This is a genomic window from Thermoactinospora rubra, from assembly GCF_002093975.1.
In the GTDB taxonomy this organism is placed as follows: domain Bacteria; phylum Actinomycetota; class Actinomycetes; order Streptosporangiales; family Streptosporangiaceae; genus Nonomuraea; species Nonomuraea rubra_A.
In genome coordinates this window covers 1-15,679 of record NZ_MSZZ01000055.1, presented here as the reverse complement: position 1 = coordinate 15,679, position 15,679 = coordinate 1, and the positions used below count along the sequence as shown (strand labels likewise).

General features: G+C 71.3%; 7 protein-coding genes. 5 read left to right on the top strand and 2 right to left on the bottom strand.

Features of this window, described 5'->3' with window-relative positions:
- Nucleotides 1–158 precede the first annotated feature (158 nt).
- The 3 genes from BSB02_RS32680 to BSB02_RS32670 all read left to right on the top strand — a co-directional run bounded on the left by BSB02_RS32680 (nt 159) and on the right by BSB02_RS32670 (nt 11,905).
- Entirely contained in the window at nt 159–4,106 is a 3,948-nt protein-coding gene (locus BSB02_RS32680) for a LamG-like jellyroll fold domain-containing protein (RefSeq protein ID WP_143591437.1), read from the top strand.
- 21 nt (nt 4,107–4,127) lie between these two features.
- Nucleotides 4,128–10,205, top strand: coding sequence for an RHS repeat-associated core domain-containing protein (locus tag BSB02_RS32675; RefSeq protein ID WP_143591435.1), 6,078 nt, complete (start codon nt 4,128–4,130; stop codon nt 10,203–10,205).
- Nucleotides 10,206–10,330: 125 nt separating this feature from the next.
- The gene (locus BSB02_RS32670) at nt 10,331–11,905 is read left to right on the top strand and encodes a DUF5722 domain-containing protein (protein ID WP_206185015.1); all 1,575 of its coding nucleotides are present in this window, start codon (nt 10,331–10,333) and stop codon (nt 11,903–11,905) included.
- 540 nt (nt 11,906–12,445) lie between these two features.
- On the opposite strand, the gene BSB02_RS32665 is transcribed toward BSB02_RS32670, so the two are convergent.
- Nucleotides 12,446–13,288 (bottom strand): LysR family transcriptional regulator, encoded by an 843-nt coding sequence (locus BSB02_RS32665; protein ID WP_084964845.1) that lies wholly within the window; start codon nt 13,286–13,288, stop codon nt 12,446–12,448.
- A 72-nt stretch (nt 13,289–13,360) separates the two neighbouring features.
- Here BSB02_RS32665 and BSB02_RS32660 point away from each other — a divergent pair, with 72 nt between their 5' ends.
- Nucleotides 13,361–14,617, top strand: a complete 1,257-nt coding sequence (locus BSB02_RS32660) for an MFS transporter (protein WP_084964844.1) — start codon at nt 13,361–13,363, stop codon at nt 14,615–14,617.
- 295 nt (nt 14,618–14,912) lie between these two features.
- Here the strand turns inward: BSB02_RS32660 and BSB02_RS32650 are convergent, their stop codons facing one another.
- Nucleotides 14,913–15,479 carry a dihydrofolate reductase family protein gene (locus tag BSB02_RS32650; RefSeq protein ID WP_084964843.1) on the bottom strand — a complete coding sequence of 189 codons (567 nt, stop codon included), beginning with the start codon at nt 15,477–15,479 and terminating at the stop codon, nt 14,913–14,915.
- Between BSB02_RS32650 and BSB02_RS41695 the strand changes: the two genes are divergently transcribed.
- Nucleotides 15,460–15,679 (top strand): hypothetical protein (locus BSB02_RS41695; RefSeq protein ID WP_206185014.1); only part of this gene is annotated, 220 nt, incomplete at its 3' end. The two genes, BSB02_RS32650 and BSB02_RS41695, sit on opposite strands and share 20 nt — an antisense overlap.

Genomic DNA, 15,679 nt, shown 5'->3' with positions numbered 1-15,679 from the left:
TCGTGGCGACGGCCACGTTCTGTGGACTGTTGCCGATGGTGGGTCCGCCCGGCGTCGCGGCAGCGGTGGACCGTTCCCCGGCTTCGGCGAGCGACGATCCGGTGGGATCGGCATCCTGGGCGGCCGGTGAGGCGAAACGGACCGGCAAGCGGGTCGCGGTGACGTCCGAGCAGGGCGAGACGCAGGACGTCTACGCCAACCCGGACGGGACGTTCACGGCGGAGCTGCGGGCCGTCCCGGTACGTGTCCGGCGTGACTCGGGCTGGGTACCGGTCGACCCGACCCTGCGCAAGCGCGCCGACGGCGGGGTGGAGCCGGTCGCGACCACGGTTCCGGTGGTCTTCTCCGGGGGCGGGGACCAGCCCCTGGTACGGCTCGCCCGGGGCTCGTCGCAGGTGGAGCTGCGCTGGCCGGAGGCGTTGCCGGAGCCGGTGCTGGACGGGGCCTCCGCGACCTATCCGGAGGTCCTGCCCGGAGTGGATCTGCGGATGACGGCGAGCGCGCAGGGCTTCACCCAGACGCTGGTGGTCAAGGACAGGGCCGCGGCGGAGCACCCGAAGCTGGCCGAGCTGGCGCTGGACGTGGACGCCAAGGGCGCGCGGGCACGCCGCGACGAGGACGACGTCGCCGGCTTCTACGACGAGAAGGGCACGCTGGTCCTCGGCACCGGAGCGGCGGTCACGCGGGACGCGGCCCCGGCGGAGGCGCCCAAGGCGGTGGACCGCTTCGCTCTGGACGAGGACCGGCTGGTGCTGCGGCCGGACCGCAAGGCGCTGACCGACTCCGCGACGACGTTCCCGGTGGAGATCATGGCGGGCTTCCCGGCGACCCGGACCGGGTTCGCCATGGTGCTCTCCGGCCATCCCGGCGATCCCTATTGGGGCGGCGACGGGGACAACGTGGCCAAGGTCGGATACTGCGGGTGGTCCTACTGCAACGGCATCGGCGTGGCCCGGTCGTACTTCCAGTTCGACGCGGCGGCCCTGGCCGGCAAGCACATCCTCGGCGCGGAGTTCAACGCCTTCGAGACCTACGCGCCGTCGTGCGTCTACCCGCGCGACGTGGTGGCGTACGGGACGAGTCCCGTCAACTCGGGGACGACCTGGAGCAACCAGCCGTACCCGAACGCGGTCTACCTGTACACGCACACCGTCGCCTACGGCTACAGCTCCGCCTGCCCGGGCAAGTCGCTCGGGTTCCCGGCCGCCGCGGCCGTCACGAACGGGCTCACGCGGTACGGCGGCACTGTGGCGATCATGCTCAAGGCCGGCAACGAGGGCGACGCCTACGCCTGGAAGAAGTTCGCCACCACCCCGACCCTGGAGGTCACGTACAACTCCTACCCCGGCGTGCCCACCGCCCAGACGGTGGAGGGCGTGCAGTGCGCCGTGGAGCCGAACGAGCCTCGCGTCAATCCCCACATCGACAACGACCCCAACCTGGGCCTGCGGGGGCCGCAGATGGCGGCGAAGATCTCCGACCCCGACGGTGGGCTGGTGTCGGCCAACTTCGAGTGGTACACGCGGTTCGGCCCGCTGCTCGGCACGGTCACCACCGGAGGGAAGCAGTCCGGCGCCACCTTCACCGCCGACGTGCCGGCGGCGAACGCCCCCGACGGGGCGCGGCTGGCCTACCGGGTACGCGGCACGGACGGCGTCGACTTCGGGCCGTGGGGCCCGTGGTGCGACGTCACGATCGACAGGACGGGGCCGGACAGGACGCCGAAGGTCAGCTCGTCCACCTATCCCGAGTGCCCGCCGCCCGACTACGACCCCTGCCCGCGGGGTGGCGCGGTCGGCTTCACGGGAGGGTTCGCGCTCAACGCCGACGGCGTCACCGACGTGGCGGCGTTCGAGTACTACCTGTACGGCCACCCGGACACCTTCAAGCGCGTCGCCGCGAGCAGCTCCGGCACCGCGAACGTGCTGGTCACGCCGCCTGAGGACGGCCCGATGGACCTGTACGTCCGCAGCGTCGACCGCGCCGGCAACGCGGGTCCCGAGTACCGTTACCACTTCTGGGTCGGGCGCGGCACGCCCCCGAAGGGGCACTGGAAGCTGGAGGGCTACGACGAGACGGCGGTCGTCGACGACTCGCCCAACGGCCATGACGGCACCGTCGCCCTGGGCACGGCGGCGCGCTGGCGCATCGGCCGGCACGGCGACGCGCTGTGGCTGGACGGCGCCGCCGGGCACGTCAACACCGCCGGCGGTCCCACCGTGGAGACCGACAAGTCGTTCACCGTCGCTGCCTGGGTGAAGCTCGACCGGCTGGACGCCGTCTCCCGGGTCGCGGTGAGCCAGGACGGCTCCCAGGTCAGCGGGTTCGCCCTGGGGTACGACGCGGCCGGCAAGAAGTGGACCTTCCGGATGCGGGCGTCCGACGCCGGCTCGGCCGCGAGCCGTACCGCCGAGTCGGCGACGCCGGCCGTGGCGGGCCGGTGGACCCATCTGGTCGGCGTGTACGACGCCGCCACCCAGCAGGTCAAGATCTACGTCGACGGCGTGGCCGGCGCCTCCGCCGGCCACACCACGCCGTGGAAGGCGACCGGGTCGGTGCAGCTCGGCCGGGCCCGGTCGGCGGGTGGGCCGGCGGACTACTGGCCGGGCGCGCTGGACGAAGTGCGGATCTACAGCCGGGTCCTCTCCGCCGAGGAGATCCACGACCTGGCCGGCACTCCGGCGGCCGAGGAGCTGTTCCTGCCGCTGGACGAGGGGACGGGCGCGACGGCGCAGGACGTGTCGGGCAACTACCGCCTGGGCACGCTGGGCAGCGCCGGCTCCTGGACCGCCGGCAGGGTGGGGACCGGGGCGGTGCTGTTCGACGGGACCGCCGCGACGCTCTCCACCAGCGGTCCGGCTGTGCGCACGGACGCGAGCTTCACCGTCACCGCCCGGGTCAGGCTGGACGCGGCCGACGCCCAGTGGCGCACCGTCCTGAGCCAGGACGGCTCCCAGGGGAGCGGCTTCCAGCTGCGCTACCGGGGCGACACCCGCAAGTGGTCGTTCGCGCTGCCGGCGTCGGAAACCGACAGCCAGCTGACCATCAGCGTGGACTCGACCACCACCGCGCAGGAGGGGGAGTGGACGCATCTGGCCGGGGTGTACGACGCGGCGGACCAGAAGATCCGCCTCTACGTCGACGGCGCCTTCGTGGGCGAGAAGACGGCCACGGCCAAAGTGAACGCCACGGGCGTCTTCCAGATCGGCCGCGGCAAGGCGAGCGGCGCGCCGGCGACGCCCTTCGCCGGGGCGATCGACGACGTGCACGCCTGGACCGGCGTCCGCACCGCGGACCAGATCCGCGACGAGTACGGGGCCGAACCGGTCACCAGGAACACCAACCACTACGGCGGGCAGCTCGGCCGGTTCTACAACCTCGTCGGCCGGCACATCGTGACGACCGGGCAGGTGCCGCCCGGCTCGCACTTCGAGTTCTCCCTCGGCCTGCCGGCTCCGGCGGACGCGCCGAACACCGTGCCGGTGTACTCCTGCCGTAACGGCGCGACCGATTACTTCCTCAGCTTCGACTGCCAGGCCGAGGGCCCCTACGCCAACCTCGGCAGCATCGGCAAGCTGTACAGCACGCCGCCCGAGGGCGTGCCCACGCTGCGGATCTACCGATGCGTCATCCCCAACGGCGGGGGCCACTTCGCCTCCACCGACCCCGGCTGCGAGGGCATGAAGACGGAGGGCCCGCTCGGCCACACCCGCGCCTACCGGCATCTGGTCAGGCACGTGACGACCGGGCATCCCCACGACCACGCCACCTCCGGCTCGCGGGTGGAGGCGCACTACCGCCCGGAGGGCAACATCGGCACCGTGCCGATGGTCCAGCTGCCCGGCACCACCGCCTTGCTCATGTGCCGCAACGGCGTCGACATCTTCACCTCCACCGACCCCGGCTGCGAGGGCCAGACGACGGTGAAGACGATCGGCTACATCTGGACCGCCCCGCCCCAGGACGTGCCGGGGATGCCGGGCACGACCGGCGCCGAACTGTTCCGCTGCCGGACCCCCTCGGGCGACCTCTTCGACACACGTGACCGCCACTGCGAGGGCCAGACGCTCGACCGCTCCCTCGGATTCGTGGCCATCAGATTGTGACGCAGGAAAGGGATCAGCATCATGCGCCGTCATCGCCGGCGGCTGTGGCCCGTCACGGCCTTCAGCTGCTTATTCGTCGTGTTGCTCGCGGGCACGCCCGCCGGGACTTCCCCTGACATGGTCCTGGCGGCGACGGCCGCGCTGGCGCCCGCCAAGCCGAGCGAACCGGACAAGATCGAGCCGGTTCCCGGCGAGGACTTCGCGCCTCCGGCCGCCCGGCGCGACGCCGAGGCGGCATCGGACCGGCGGCCTGAGCCGAAGACCGACTGGCCGGCCGCGGGCGCCGCGGAGGTCGCGCTGCCCGCCGCCGCGGACCGGTCCGCCGCGGGAGGCAGGGCCCAGGCCGGGTCGCTGCCGGTCTGGGTGGCGGCGGCGAAGCAGCCGGGGCCGGAGCGGGTGAAGGTCGAGGTGCTCGACCGGGGCGCCGCCGCCCGGGCGGGCGTGGAGGGCCTGCTGCTCTCGGTACGGCGCGCGGACGGCAAGGCCGAGCCCGGTCCGGTGACCGTGACGGTGGACTACTCGGCCTTCCGGGACGCCTACGGCGGCGACTGGGCCTCGCGGCTGCAGCTGGTGCCGCAGGGCGGCGCCGCGCCGGTCACGGCCCTGCGCAACGACCTGAAGGCGGGCGAGTTGTCGGCCGAGGTGTCGGTCGGCGACGCGGCGAGCACGTTCGCGCTGACGGCGTCGGCCGCAGGAGCGACCGGCGACTACAAGGCCACCTCGCTGGCGCCGTCCGGCAAATGGCAGCTCTCCACCCAGGGAGGCGAGTTCACCTGGGCGTACGAGATGGACACCCCGCCGGTGCCCGGGGAACTGGCCCCGACGCTGGTGGCCTCCTACTCCTCGAGCGCCGTGGACGGGCGCACCGTCTCGACGAACAACCAGGCGTCCTGGCTGGGTGAGGGGTGGAACCTGTCGCCCGGGTTCATCGAGCGGTCGTACAAGAGCTGCGCGGAGGATCTCGGCGGGAACAACGGCCAGACCAAGACCGGCGACCTGTGCTGGGAGACCGAGAACGCCACGCTGTCGTTCGGCGAGCACTCCGGCCGGCTGGTCTTCCAGAACGACGTGTGGCGGCCCGAGCACGACGACGGCACCCGCATCGAGCACCTGTTCCGCAGCGACCCCCAGGCCAACGGCGACGACAACGGCGAGTACTGGAAGGTCACCACGACGGACGGCACGCAGTACTTCTTCGGTCTGAACCGCCTGCCGAACTGGACGTCGGGCCGCGAGACCACCCAGTCGACGTGGACCGTGCCGGTGTACGGCAACGACTCCAACGGGGACGCCCCCGACGAGCCGTGCCACGCGGCCACGTTCGCCGCCTCGGCGTGCCAGCAGGCCTACCGCTGGAACCTGGACTACGTGGTCGACGCGCACGGCAACTCGATGAGCTACTTCTACGCGCCGGAGACCAACCGGTACGCCCAGAACATGGGCGCGACCACGGGGACGTACGTGCGCGGCGGCACCCTGCGGCGGATCGACTACGGCACCCGCGCCGGCGCCGAGTACTCCGGCCCGGCTCCGGCCCAGGTGGTGTTCGACACCGCGGACCGGTGCGTGCCCGGCCAGAACTGCGCCACGCACAACACCACCTCGTGGCCGGACGTCCCCTGGGACCAGGACTGCGCGGCGGCCCCCTGCGGGACCAAGTACTCGCCGACGTTCTGGTCCACCAAACGCCTGGCGAAGGTGACCACGCGGATCTCGACCGGGGGCGGGTCCTACCGCGGCGTGGACCAGTGGGAGTTCTCGCACGCCTACCCGGCGACCGGCGACTCCACCACCCCGTCACTGTGGCTCAACAGCATCACCCGCACCGGCCTGGCCGCCGCCACCCAGGTCACGCTGCCGCCGGTGACGTTCGACGGCACGACGCTGCCCAACCGCGTCGACGCCGAGACGGACGGCCTGCCGAAGCTCTACAAGCGCCGCGTCACCACCGTCACCTCCGAGTCCGGTGGAGCGATCAACGTCACCTACGCGCAGCCGGACTGCGCGCCGGGCGCCCTGCCGGCGCCGGAGTCCAACGGCAAACGCTGCTTCCCGGTGCGGTGGACGATGCCGCCCGCGACCGAGCCGGTCAACGACTGGTTCCACAAGTACGTGGTGTCCAAGGTGGTCGAGGACGACCTGGCGACCGACACCAAGGACGTGGTCACCTGGTACGACTACGTCGGCGGCGCCGCCTGGGCGTACACCGACGACCCGCTGATCGGCGAGCAGTACCGCACCTGGGCGGACTGGCGCGGATACGAGAAGGTGGTGGTCCGCAAGGGCGATCCCGCCAACGACGGCAACAAGCCGCAGGCCAAGACCCAGTTCCTGTTCTTCCGCGGCATGTACGGCGACCGCCTCGGCCCCTCCGGCGGCACGAAGACCCCGGAGATCGTCGACTCCACCAACGTGCGGCTCAAGGACGACAAGCCACTGGCGGGCTTCCTCCGCGAGGAGATCGTCTACAACGGCGCCACCGACGTCACCACCGAGCTGCACGACCCCTGGACGCGCCTCACCGCCACCCAGGGCAGCCTCCAGGCGTACCAGGTGGAGAACGCCCGCACCGTCACCCGGACGCGCCTGGCCAGCGGCAGCCACCGCGTCACCCAGGTGGACACCGCCTACGACGAGCACGGCAACGCCACCCAGGTCAACGACCTCGGCGACGTCGCGACGGCGGACGACGACCGGTGCACCACCACCACGTACGTGAAGAACCTCGACAAGATGCTGGTCGAGTTCCCTAGCGCGTCCAAGACCGTGGGCGTCGCCTGCGGCAAGACCCCCTCCTACCCGGACGACGCCATCTCCGACACCCTGTTCGCCTACGACGGCCAGGACTTCGGCGTGAAGCCGGAGGCCGGGGACGTCACCCAGACCAAGGTCGCCAAGGAGTACACCGGCGGCACCCCCGGCTACCTGGTGAGCAACACCTCCACCTTCGACGCCTACGGACGGTTGAAGGAGTCCCAGGACGCCCTCAAGAGGACCACAGCCACCGCGTACACCGAGACCAACGGGCTGACCACCGAGACCAAGGTGACCAACCCGGCCGGACACGTGGTGACCACCACCATCGACCCGGCCTGGGGCTATCCCGTCAAGGAGGTCGACGCCAACAACCGGACGACCTCGCTGACCTACGACGCCCTCGGCCGCCTGACTAAGGTGTACAAGCCGGGCCGCAGTGCCGCGGCCGGCGACAGCCCGCACATCCGCTACTCCTACGGCCTGAGCCGCACCAGCCCGAACTGGGTGCTCACCAGCACCCTGCGGGCCAACGGCAACCACGTCGAGTCGTACGAGCTGTTCGACGGCTTCCTCCGGTCCAGGCAGACGCAGGAACCCAGCCCGGCCGGCGGACGGATCGTGACCGAGACGCTGTACGACACGCACGGGCTCGTCAACCTGACCCGCCCGGCGTACCACACCACGGGTGACCCCGGGACGACGCTGTTCGTGCCGGACGCCGGCAAGGTGCCGGCCGCGACGGTCATCTCCTACGACGGCGCGGAACGGAAAACCGCGGAGATCTTCGTGGCGGCCAACGAGCTCGGCCAGCTGGGCGAGAGATGGCGCACCACGACGTCCTACGGCGGCGACTGGATCAGCGAGATCCCCCCGCTGGGCAAGACCGTGACCACCAAGTACATCGACGCCCGCGGCCGCGTGACCGCGCTGGTGCAGTGGCAGGGCAGGACGTTGTCCGGCCCGGCCGACGTCACCCGCTACGGCTACACCAAGCGGGGCGAGCTGGCCAAGATCACCGACGCGGCGGGCAACGTGTGGCGCTACACCTACGACGTCCTCGGCCGCAAGATCAAGGCCGAGGACCCGGACCGCGGCGTGTCGACCATGACCTACGACGACGCCGGCCAGCTGCAGACCACCACCGACGCGCGCGGCAAGACGGTCGTGTCGGTGTACGACGAGCTCGGCCGCGTGAAGCAGACCCATCTGGCCTCGGCGCCGACCACGCCGCTGACCACGAACGTCTACGACACCCTGTCCAAGGGCGGCCTGACGTCCTCGACCCGGTATGTGAACGGCCACGCCTACGTTGAGCAGGTCACCGGCTACGACGAGGGCGGACGCCCGCAGGGCACGTCGATCACCATCCCGGAGGTCGAGAAGCAGCTCGCCGGCACCTACACCACGACCAACACCTACGCCGACGACGGCAGCGTGAAGACCAGCCTCCTGCCCAAGCTGGGCGACGACGTGCCCGCCGAGACGCTGGTGTACGGCTATGACGACCACGGCCGTCTCGACACGGTCAAGGGCGCGCAGACCTATGTCGCCGACACCGAGTACAACGCGCTGGGGGAGCACGCCCAGTCGGAGCTCGGCATGCCGGACAAGCTCCTGTGGCGCACGACGTATTACGAGCCGGGCACGCGGCGGGTCACCGAGGTGCTGACCGAACGCGACACCACCGGCGCCGGCATGATGGTGAACAGCCTCACCTACGGCTACGACCTGGCGGGCAACGTCACCCGGACCACCGACCGCACCGCCGGCTTCGAGAAGGACACCCAGTGCTACACCTACGACTACCTGCGCCGTATCACGGCCGCCTGGACCCAGAGCACCGACACCTGCGCGGCCGCTCCGTCCGCGCAGGTCGTCGGCGGCCCCGCGCCCTACTGGCACGAGTACGGCCATGACGCCATCGGCAACCGCCGCACCAAGACCGTCAAGGGCCTGGGCGGCGCCGCCGACGTCGTGACCGCCTACGCCTACCCGGAGCCCGGTGACGGCGTCGTCCGGCCGCACGCGGTGACGGCCGTGACGACGGGTTCGGCGAGCGTGCAGTACGGCTACGACGAGACGGGCAGCGTGACCACGCGGCCGGGTCCCACCGGCACCCAGACCCTGAAGTGGAACGACGAGGGACTGCTGGAGTCGGTCACCGCGGGCGACAAGGTCACCTCCTACCTCTACGACGCCCAGGGAAAGCAGCTCATCCGCCGCGACCCCGGCACGGTGACGCTGTTCCTCCCGGGCGGCGAGGTCCGGCTGAACACCGCGACCGGCTCGACCACGGGGACCCGTTACTACGACGGCCTCGGCACCCGCACCGCCGCCGGGCTCACCTGGACGATCGCCGACCACCACAACACCTCCCACCTGGCCGTCAACGCCACCACGCGGGCCGCGACGGTGCGGCGGCTGGACCTGTTCGGCAACCCGCGGGGCTCGGCGGCCGACTGGCCCGCCGGCAGCCGCGCCTTCGTCGGCGGCACGGCGAACGCGGCGACCGGCCTGACCCGGCTGGGCGTCCGCGAGTACGACCCGGCGGCGGGACGGTTCGTCTCCGCCGACCCGATCCTCGACGCGCTCGATCCGCAGCAGATGAACGCCTACGCCTACGCCAACAACAGCCCCGCGACCATGACCGACCCGGACGGGCTGAAGTACTTCGAGAGCGACAGCCGCGGCCAGGTCCACGTCGCCCGTCCCGTGCCCAAGCTCAGGTCCTGGCCGAAGCCGCGGCCCAAGCCCAGGGCCGCCCGTTCCATCGCGCACCTGAAGGACTTCGGGAGACGGTGCGAGGGGGGCCGGGACTACTGCAAGGCGCTGCCGAGGAAGGTGGCCCAGCAGCGCAGGCAGGTCAGCCGCGCGCAGCAGCACGACTGGAACGGCCCCGACGGCAGGCGCGGCCACGTCGGCGGCTACAGCAGGGACAAGAGGACAGTCGAGTGGGTCACCACATACAGCTACATGGCCGGCGAGGTGGGCTACCAGGTGAAACAGCTGAGGGTCAACCAGTTTGTCTTCATGGAGATGGCGTATTTCAAACTGCCGGAGATACTCGGTGGGGAGTGGGCCCTCGATTACCTGCACTACAGGAACACGAACGGAAATGTCGTCGTTCGCGACCCGCAGGCGGTCAAGACCAAGGTGGACTGGAAAGCCTTCAGGGCATGTGGTTTCGCGGTCGTAGCCGGTGTGACCGCCATAGGGGCGGGAGCTGCTGCCATCGCGGCGGCCCCCTACGCCGGCCCGGCCATCGCCGTCACGGCTGCCAAGGTGGGTGGTGGCTCCAGCATCGTCGGAGGAGTAGCGGGCATAGCGGGCGGTTGCTGGTAGCGGGAACGCCGATCCACTGTCACTGAGGTAGCGATGCGGCCGTGCCCCACCGACTCATCGGTGGGGCACGGCCGTCGTTCCCGTCATCCCGCCACGACGCCTCCAGTTGGGAGCGAGGAGTTTTCGTGAAGACACCACGATGGCAGCTGTGCCTCGGAGCCGTCCTGCTCGTGCTGGCCGCTCTCACGCCGGCCGAGGCGCGGACGCACGGCGCCGCGCTGCCGTATCCGGTACGCGACGCCTACCGGATCAAGTCCATCCAGGCCGATTCCTGGCCGGACAAGGCCGAGATCGCCGGCAACAACACCGGCGGGGTGGCGCTCAACCTGGTGTGGGCACACTGGGAGCCGCAGCGCAAGCAGGCGCCGTGCGATGCGGGCGAGCAGGAGTACGACGGCCGCTGCTTCGCCGTGCCGGCGTCCGTGGACGCCGAGATCCGCGACTGGAGCGCGCGCGGTCTGATCGTCACCGGCGTCGTCTACGGCACGCCGGCCTGGGCGCGGGCGGGCAAGCCGTGCTCCCCGGCGGCCCCGGGCTTCGACATCTTCTGCACCCCGGCCGACCCGGCGGACTACGCCCGCTTCGCCGGCATGCTCGCCCAGCGCTACGACGGGCTGCACGGCCACGGCCGGATCGCCGACTTCGTCATCGGCAACGAGGTCAACAGCAACGTTTGGTTCGACGTCGGCTGCGGGCAGGGCACGCCCTGCGACACCCGGCGGTGGCTGGAGGAGATCTCCGCGAACTACAACGCCGCCTACGACCGCATCGTCGCCGAGCAGCCCGCCGCCACCGTGCTCATCTCCCTGGACCACCAGTTCGGCATCGAGCTGGAACGGCCTTCGGCCGACGACGCCACCCTGGCCGGTCAGAGCGTGCTGCGCGGGCTGGCGGAGCGGGCGGGCGGCAGACAGTGGCGGGTCGCCTTCCACCCCTACCCACGCGACCTGCGCAGCGGCACCTTCTCCGCCGACGACTACCCGTATGTCACCTACGGCAACCTCGGCGTGCTGGTGGGCTGGCTGCGCGCGACCTTCCCCGACCAGGTGGCCGCCTGGTCGCAGGTCCAGCTCACCGAGAGCGGCATCAACTCCCTCACCCCGTCCTCGCCCCAGCGCCAGGCCACCGCGGTGTGCGACTCCTTCCGCAACGTGCTCGCCACCCCCGGCATCGTCAACTACGTCTACCACCGCATGCGCGACCACCCCGACGAGGTCGCCGGGGGACTGGCGCTGGGCCTGCGCAACGCCGACGGCACCGCCAAGCCCGCCTGGGCCACCTGGGCCCTGGCCAACCGCAACGACCTGACCCCGGCCCAGCTGTCCTGCGGCTTCGAGCGCCTGCCGTACACCGTCCTCACCCGCGGCAACCACCCCACCCGCGGCCACTGGGCCTCCTCACGCCTGCTGCCGCCGGGCTTCACCGCCGAAGCGACCTGGAGGCTCCACCGGTCGCAGGTGCCGGGAACCGTCCCGCTGTACGAATGCCAGGTCGGCGGCCACAACATGCTCAGCCTCGATCCGGGCTGTGAAGGTCAGCGCCCGCTTGGCCCTGTGGGCCACCTCCACACCGTGCAAGTCTCCGGCACCGTCCCTCTCTACCGCTGCCGCGTCCCCGGCAACGGCGACCACTTCGTCTCCAGCAGCTCCGGCTGCGAAGGCCAGCGAACCGAGGGACGCCTGGGCTACGCCGTTCGCTGAAGCTGTCGTGAAGGCGCCGTCTGGTCTACTGGTTGGGCGCAAGTGGTGAATACCCAGGTCGCCCCGCCTGCCCTCGCACCACACCCTTCAAGCGTGGGGCAGGTGGGGCAATGGCTGGGAGTGAGACAGCCTCACCTGCCCCTCCTTTGCTGGTCAGGTGAGGCTTCTCCGTTGTTCCGGGCGGTGACGGAGATGCTGGCCGGCATGACGAGGCCCCGCTCCTCCTTCGGGAGGGGCGGGGCTTCTTCGTCGTATGGGCGAAGCCGCGGTGAAGCCGTAGTGAAGTCGCTGTCTGATCTACTGGGTCTGTCTCCGAGGGAGAGGAACCCAGAACACCGGATTTCGTGGGACCGGTGTACCCAGGTTGCCCCGCCTGCCCCGCCCCACACCGCACCCCCAGCGTGGGGCAGGCGGGGCGCTCGTCAGTGATGAGAACAGTCTCACCCGCCCGTCCTCTATCGGGCGGGTGAGGCTGTTTGCTGTGCCGGATGGTGAGGGAGATCAGATACACATTCCCACAGCGGTCATGCCGCGGGCGGCTCAGATCATCCGCCGCAGAGCGGTCTCCACGGCGTCGACGAGCGCATCGCCTTCGGTGCCGGGGTGGCGGGCGAGGCCGAGTTCGACGTCCGGCAGAGCGGGCAACGCGGTCGTGTCGTGGCAGGCCATGGCCGGCTCGAGGTTGGCGGGCATGAGCGCCGTGACCCCGAGCCCGGCCCGTAGCGCGGCGAGCACGCCGGCGAGACTGTTGCTTTCGAACGCCACCCGCCAGCGGCGCCCGGTGCCTTCCAGCGTTTCCAGCACCGCCGTCCGCCAGGCGCACGTGTTCGAGAACAGCACCACCGGCAGCGGATCGGCGTCGATGGCGACACCCTGCCCGACCGCCCAGACCAGCGGCAGACGCACCGTCCAGCGCGGCGGCCAGGGAAGACCCGGGACCTCGTCGAGCACGAGCTGGACACGGCCCGTGTCGTAGGCCTCCCGCATCGCCGCGCTGGACAGGATGAGCACCTCCAGCGTCGCGTCGGGGTGCAGCCGCGCGAGGTCGGCGAGTGCCTGAGGAAGGCGGGAGACGGCGAGATCCTCGAGGAGGCCCACGCCGCAATGCCCGGTGAGCGCACGCCCCGTTTCGGCGAGCGCCTGTGCCGACAGCGCGAGGATGCGCTCGGCGTAGGGCAGCAGTTCCTCTCCCGCCCGGGTGGGCGAGACGCCGGATGGCGCCCTGTGCAGCAGCGGCCTGCCGACGGCCCTCTCCAGCTTGCGCAACTGCTGGCTGAGCGCGGGCTGGGTATGGCCGAGCACCGCCGCCGCACGGCTGATGCTGCCCGCCCGCACGGCGGTGACGAACGACCGCAGCAGCGCGGTCTCGAGATCGCGGGGCATAAGCTCTCATTATGCCTGGTCCACTGAATTGACGACTTCCTATGGCCTTACGGAGGATCTAGCGTCAAACCGGTGACCAGGTTCCGACAGGTGCTCGCGGTGCCGGGGATGGCGCCACTGCTGGGCATTTCGCTGCTCGCTCGTGTCGCGATCACGGCGGACGTGATGGCGCTGACGATGTACGTCGTGCTTGCCCTCGGCATGAGCTACGCGGCGGCGGGAGCCGTGGCGGCGGCGCTCACCGCCGGTGTCGCGCTGGGCGGGCCGTTGCTGGGCCGGATGATCGACCGGCGGGGCCTGCGTTTCGTGCTGCTGGCCACGGTTGTCCCGCAGATCGTGTTCTGGCTGAGCGTGCCCGCGCTGCCGTACGTGATCTTGCTGGGCGCCTCCTTCGCCGCCGGTCTGCTGATGGTGCCGGTTCAGTCGGTCACCAGGCAGGCGATCGCCGCGATGACGACGGCGGGGCAGCGGCGGGCGGCGTTCGCGCTGGATTCGGTGGCAGGCGAGCTGTCGTACATGGTGGGCCCGGCGGTGGTGATCCTGTGCGCGGCGAAGGTGTCCCCCGGCGTGGTGGCATGGGGCGTGGGCGCCGCGATCGTCGCGGGCGGGGCAGGGATCGCCCTGCTCAACCCGCCGCTGCGGGCCGAGGACGAGGCGTACGGCGACGCGGCGGGCCGGCCCCGGCGACGGGAGTGGCTGGGAGCGCGCATGGTGGCCGTCCTGACGATGGGGTTCGGCGTCGCCATGCTGCTCAGCGGCGTCGACCTGGCCATCGTCGCCACTCTCGAAGAAGCCGGTCAGGTCTCGTGGGCGGCCGTGGTCGTCGCCGTGTTCGGGGTGACGTCCGTCGTGGGCGGTCTGGTGTACGGAGCGCTGCCCCGGCCGATGCCCACCTGGCTGCTGCTCGGCCTGCTCGGGCTGGTGACGATTCCGGCCGGACTCGCCCATGACTGGCCTTGGCTGTGTGTGGCCGTCGTCGGTGTCGGGCTGCTCACCGCACCGACCCTCTCCACGGTCTCCGACGCGGTGAGCCGGCTGGCGCCGGCCAGCGTGCGGGGTGAGGCGACCGGCCTGCAGGCCTCGACGGCGGGCGCGGGGTTCGCGCTCGGCTCCCCGGTCGTGGGAGTGGCGATCGACGTGTCCGCCCCGGCGGGCGGCTTCGCGGCGGCCGGCCTGGCCGGCCTGCTCGCCGCGCTGACGGGATACCTGCTCTCGCGCAGGTCGCCCGCCGCCGCACCGTCTCCGTCGTCCTCGTCGCAGGCGATTGAGCCCTGCGACGCCGTCGCGCCTACCGCGGGACCTGCTCCAGTTCGCCGCCCATCACGGTGAGGAGATCGGTGAGCTGACCGCGCGCCCGGTGCGCGCGTACCTCGCGAACATCTCCGACCCGGCGGCCTCGACCCGCAAGCGCAAGCGGGCCGATGTTCCGCGCCGTCGTGAACGGATCCGGTGGGCCGCTGTCCTGCGACGCCGCCCACCACCGCTGGGACGCTACCGCGAGCTCGCCGGAGCCAAGATCGGCATCCACCGGCTCCGCCACGCTCACGCCACCGAGCTCAGCAACGCCGGGGTGTCCATCGAAGCTGTGCGGCGACAGCTCAGCCGGGGTGGATGGCCGGCCGCCTCATCGGCCGGCCCGCTGGAAGATTGTGATCAGGATGCCCTCGCCGACCGTGGTGGCTCGGGTCAGCTTCCACCTGGTCTTGTCGGCGGTCTGGCCGAACAGGCGCCGTCCTGTGCCGAGGATGACCGGGAAGGTCATCAGGCGGATCTCATCGACCAGGTCGGCGCCGAGCAGCTCCTGCACCAGCCGGATGCTGCCGGGTACCTGGATCTCCCCCTCCAGCGCCCGCTTCAACCCGCGCACCTCCTCGATCACCTCACCGCCCAGGACGCGGGTGTTGGCCCATGCGGGGTCGGTGAGCGTGCTGGAGATGACGTACTTGGGCATGCTGTTGTACTTGTCGGCCAGCCGGCCTTCCTGGTGGGGCCAGGCGCCGGCGAAGGACTCATAAGTCCGGCGGCCGATCAGCAGCGCCTCGGCCCCCAGCGCCTCATCGACCTTGAACGCCTCTCCCTCCGCGCCGCGGTCGAACTCAAAGCTCCAGTTGCGGTACTTGAAGCCCTCACCGCCGGGGGCCTCCGCCACGCCGTCGAGGGAGATGGACTCGGTGACGACGATCCTTGCCATCCTCACCCTCCCCGGGCATCTGGTGAAGCTCGTGGAGCCGGTGGGACTGGGGGAGCCCGTAGGACTGGGGGTGCTGGGGGTGCTGGGGGTGCTGGGCGAGGTTTCGCAGTTGGGGGGCGAGCACCTCGGCGGTGGTGGTGTGGTTGTCCCCCGGCACGGCCCGCAGGGTCGCGGTCGGCAGCAGGCCGGCCAGTGCCCGC

Bases quoted from the DNA above. Each gene is read 5' to 3' on its own strand.
- BSB02_RS32675 (WP_143591435.1), top strand. From the start codon at position 4,128: ATGCGCCGTCATCGCCGGCGGCTGTGGCCCGTCACGGCCTTCAGCTGC.
- BSB02_RS32665 (WP_084964845.1), bottom strand. From the start codon at position 13,288: ATGCCCCGCGATCTCGAGACCGCGCTGCTGCGGTCGTTCGTCACCGCC.
- BSB02_RS32650 (WP_084964843.1), bottom strand. From the start codon at position 15,479: ATGGCAAGGATCGTCGTCACCGAGTCCATCTCCCTCGACGGCGTGGCG.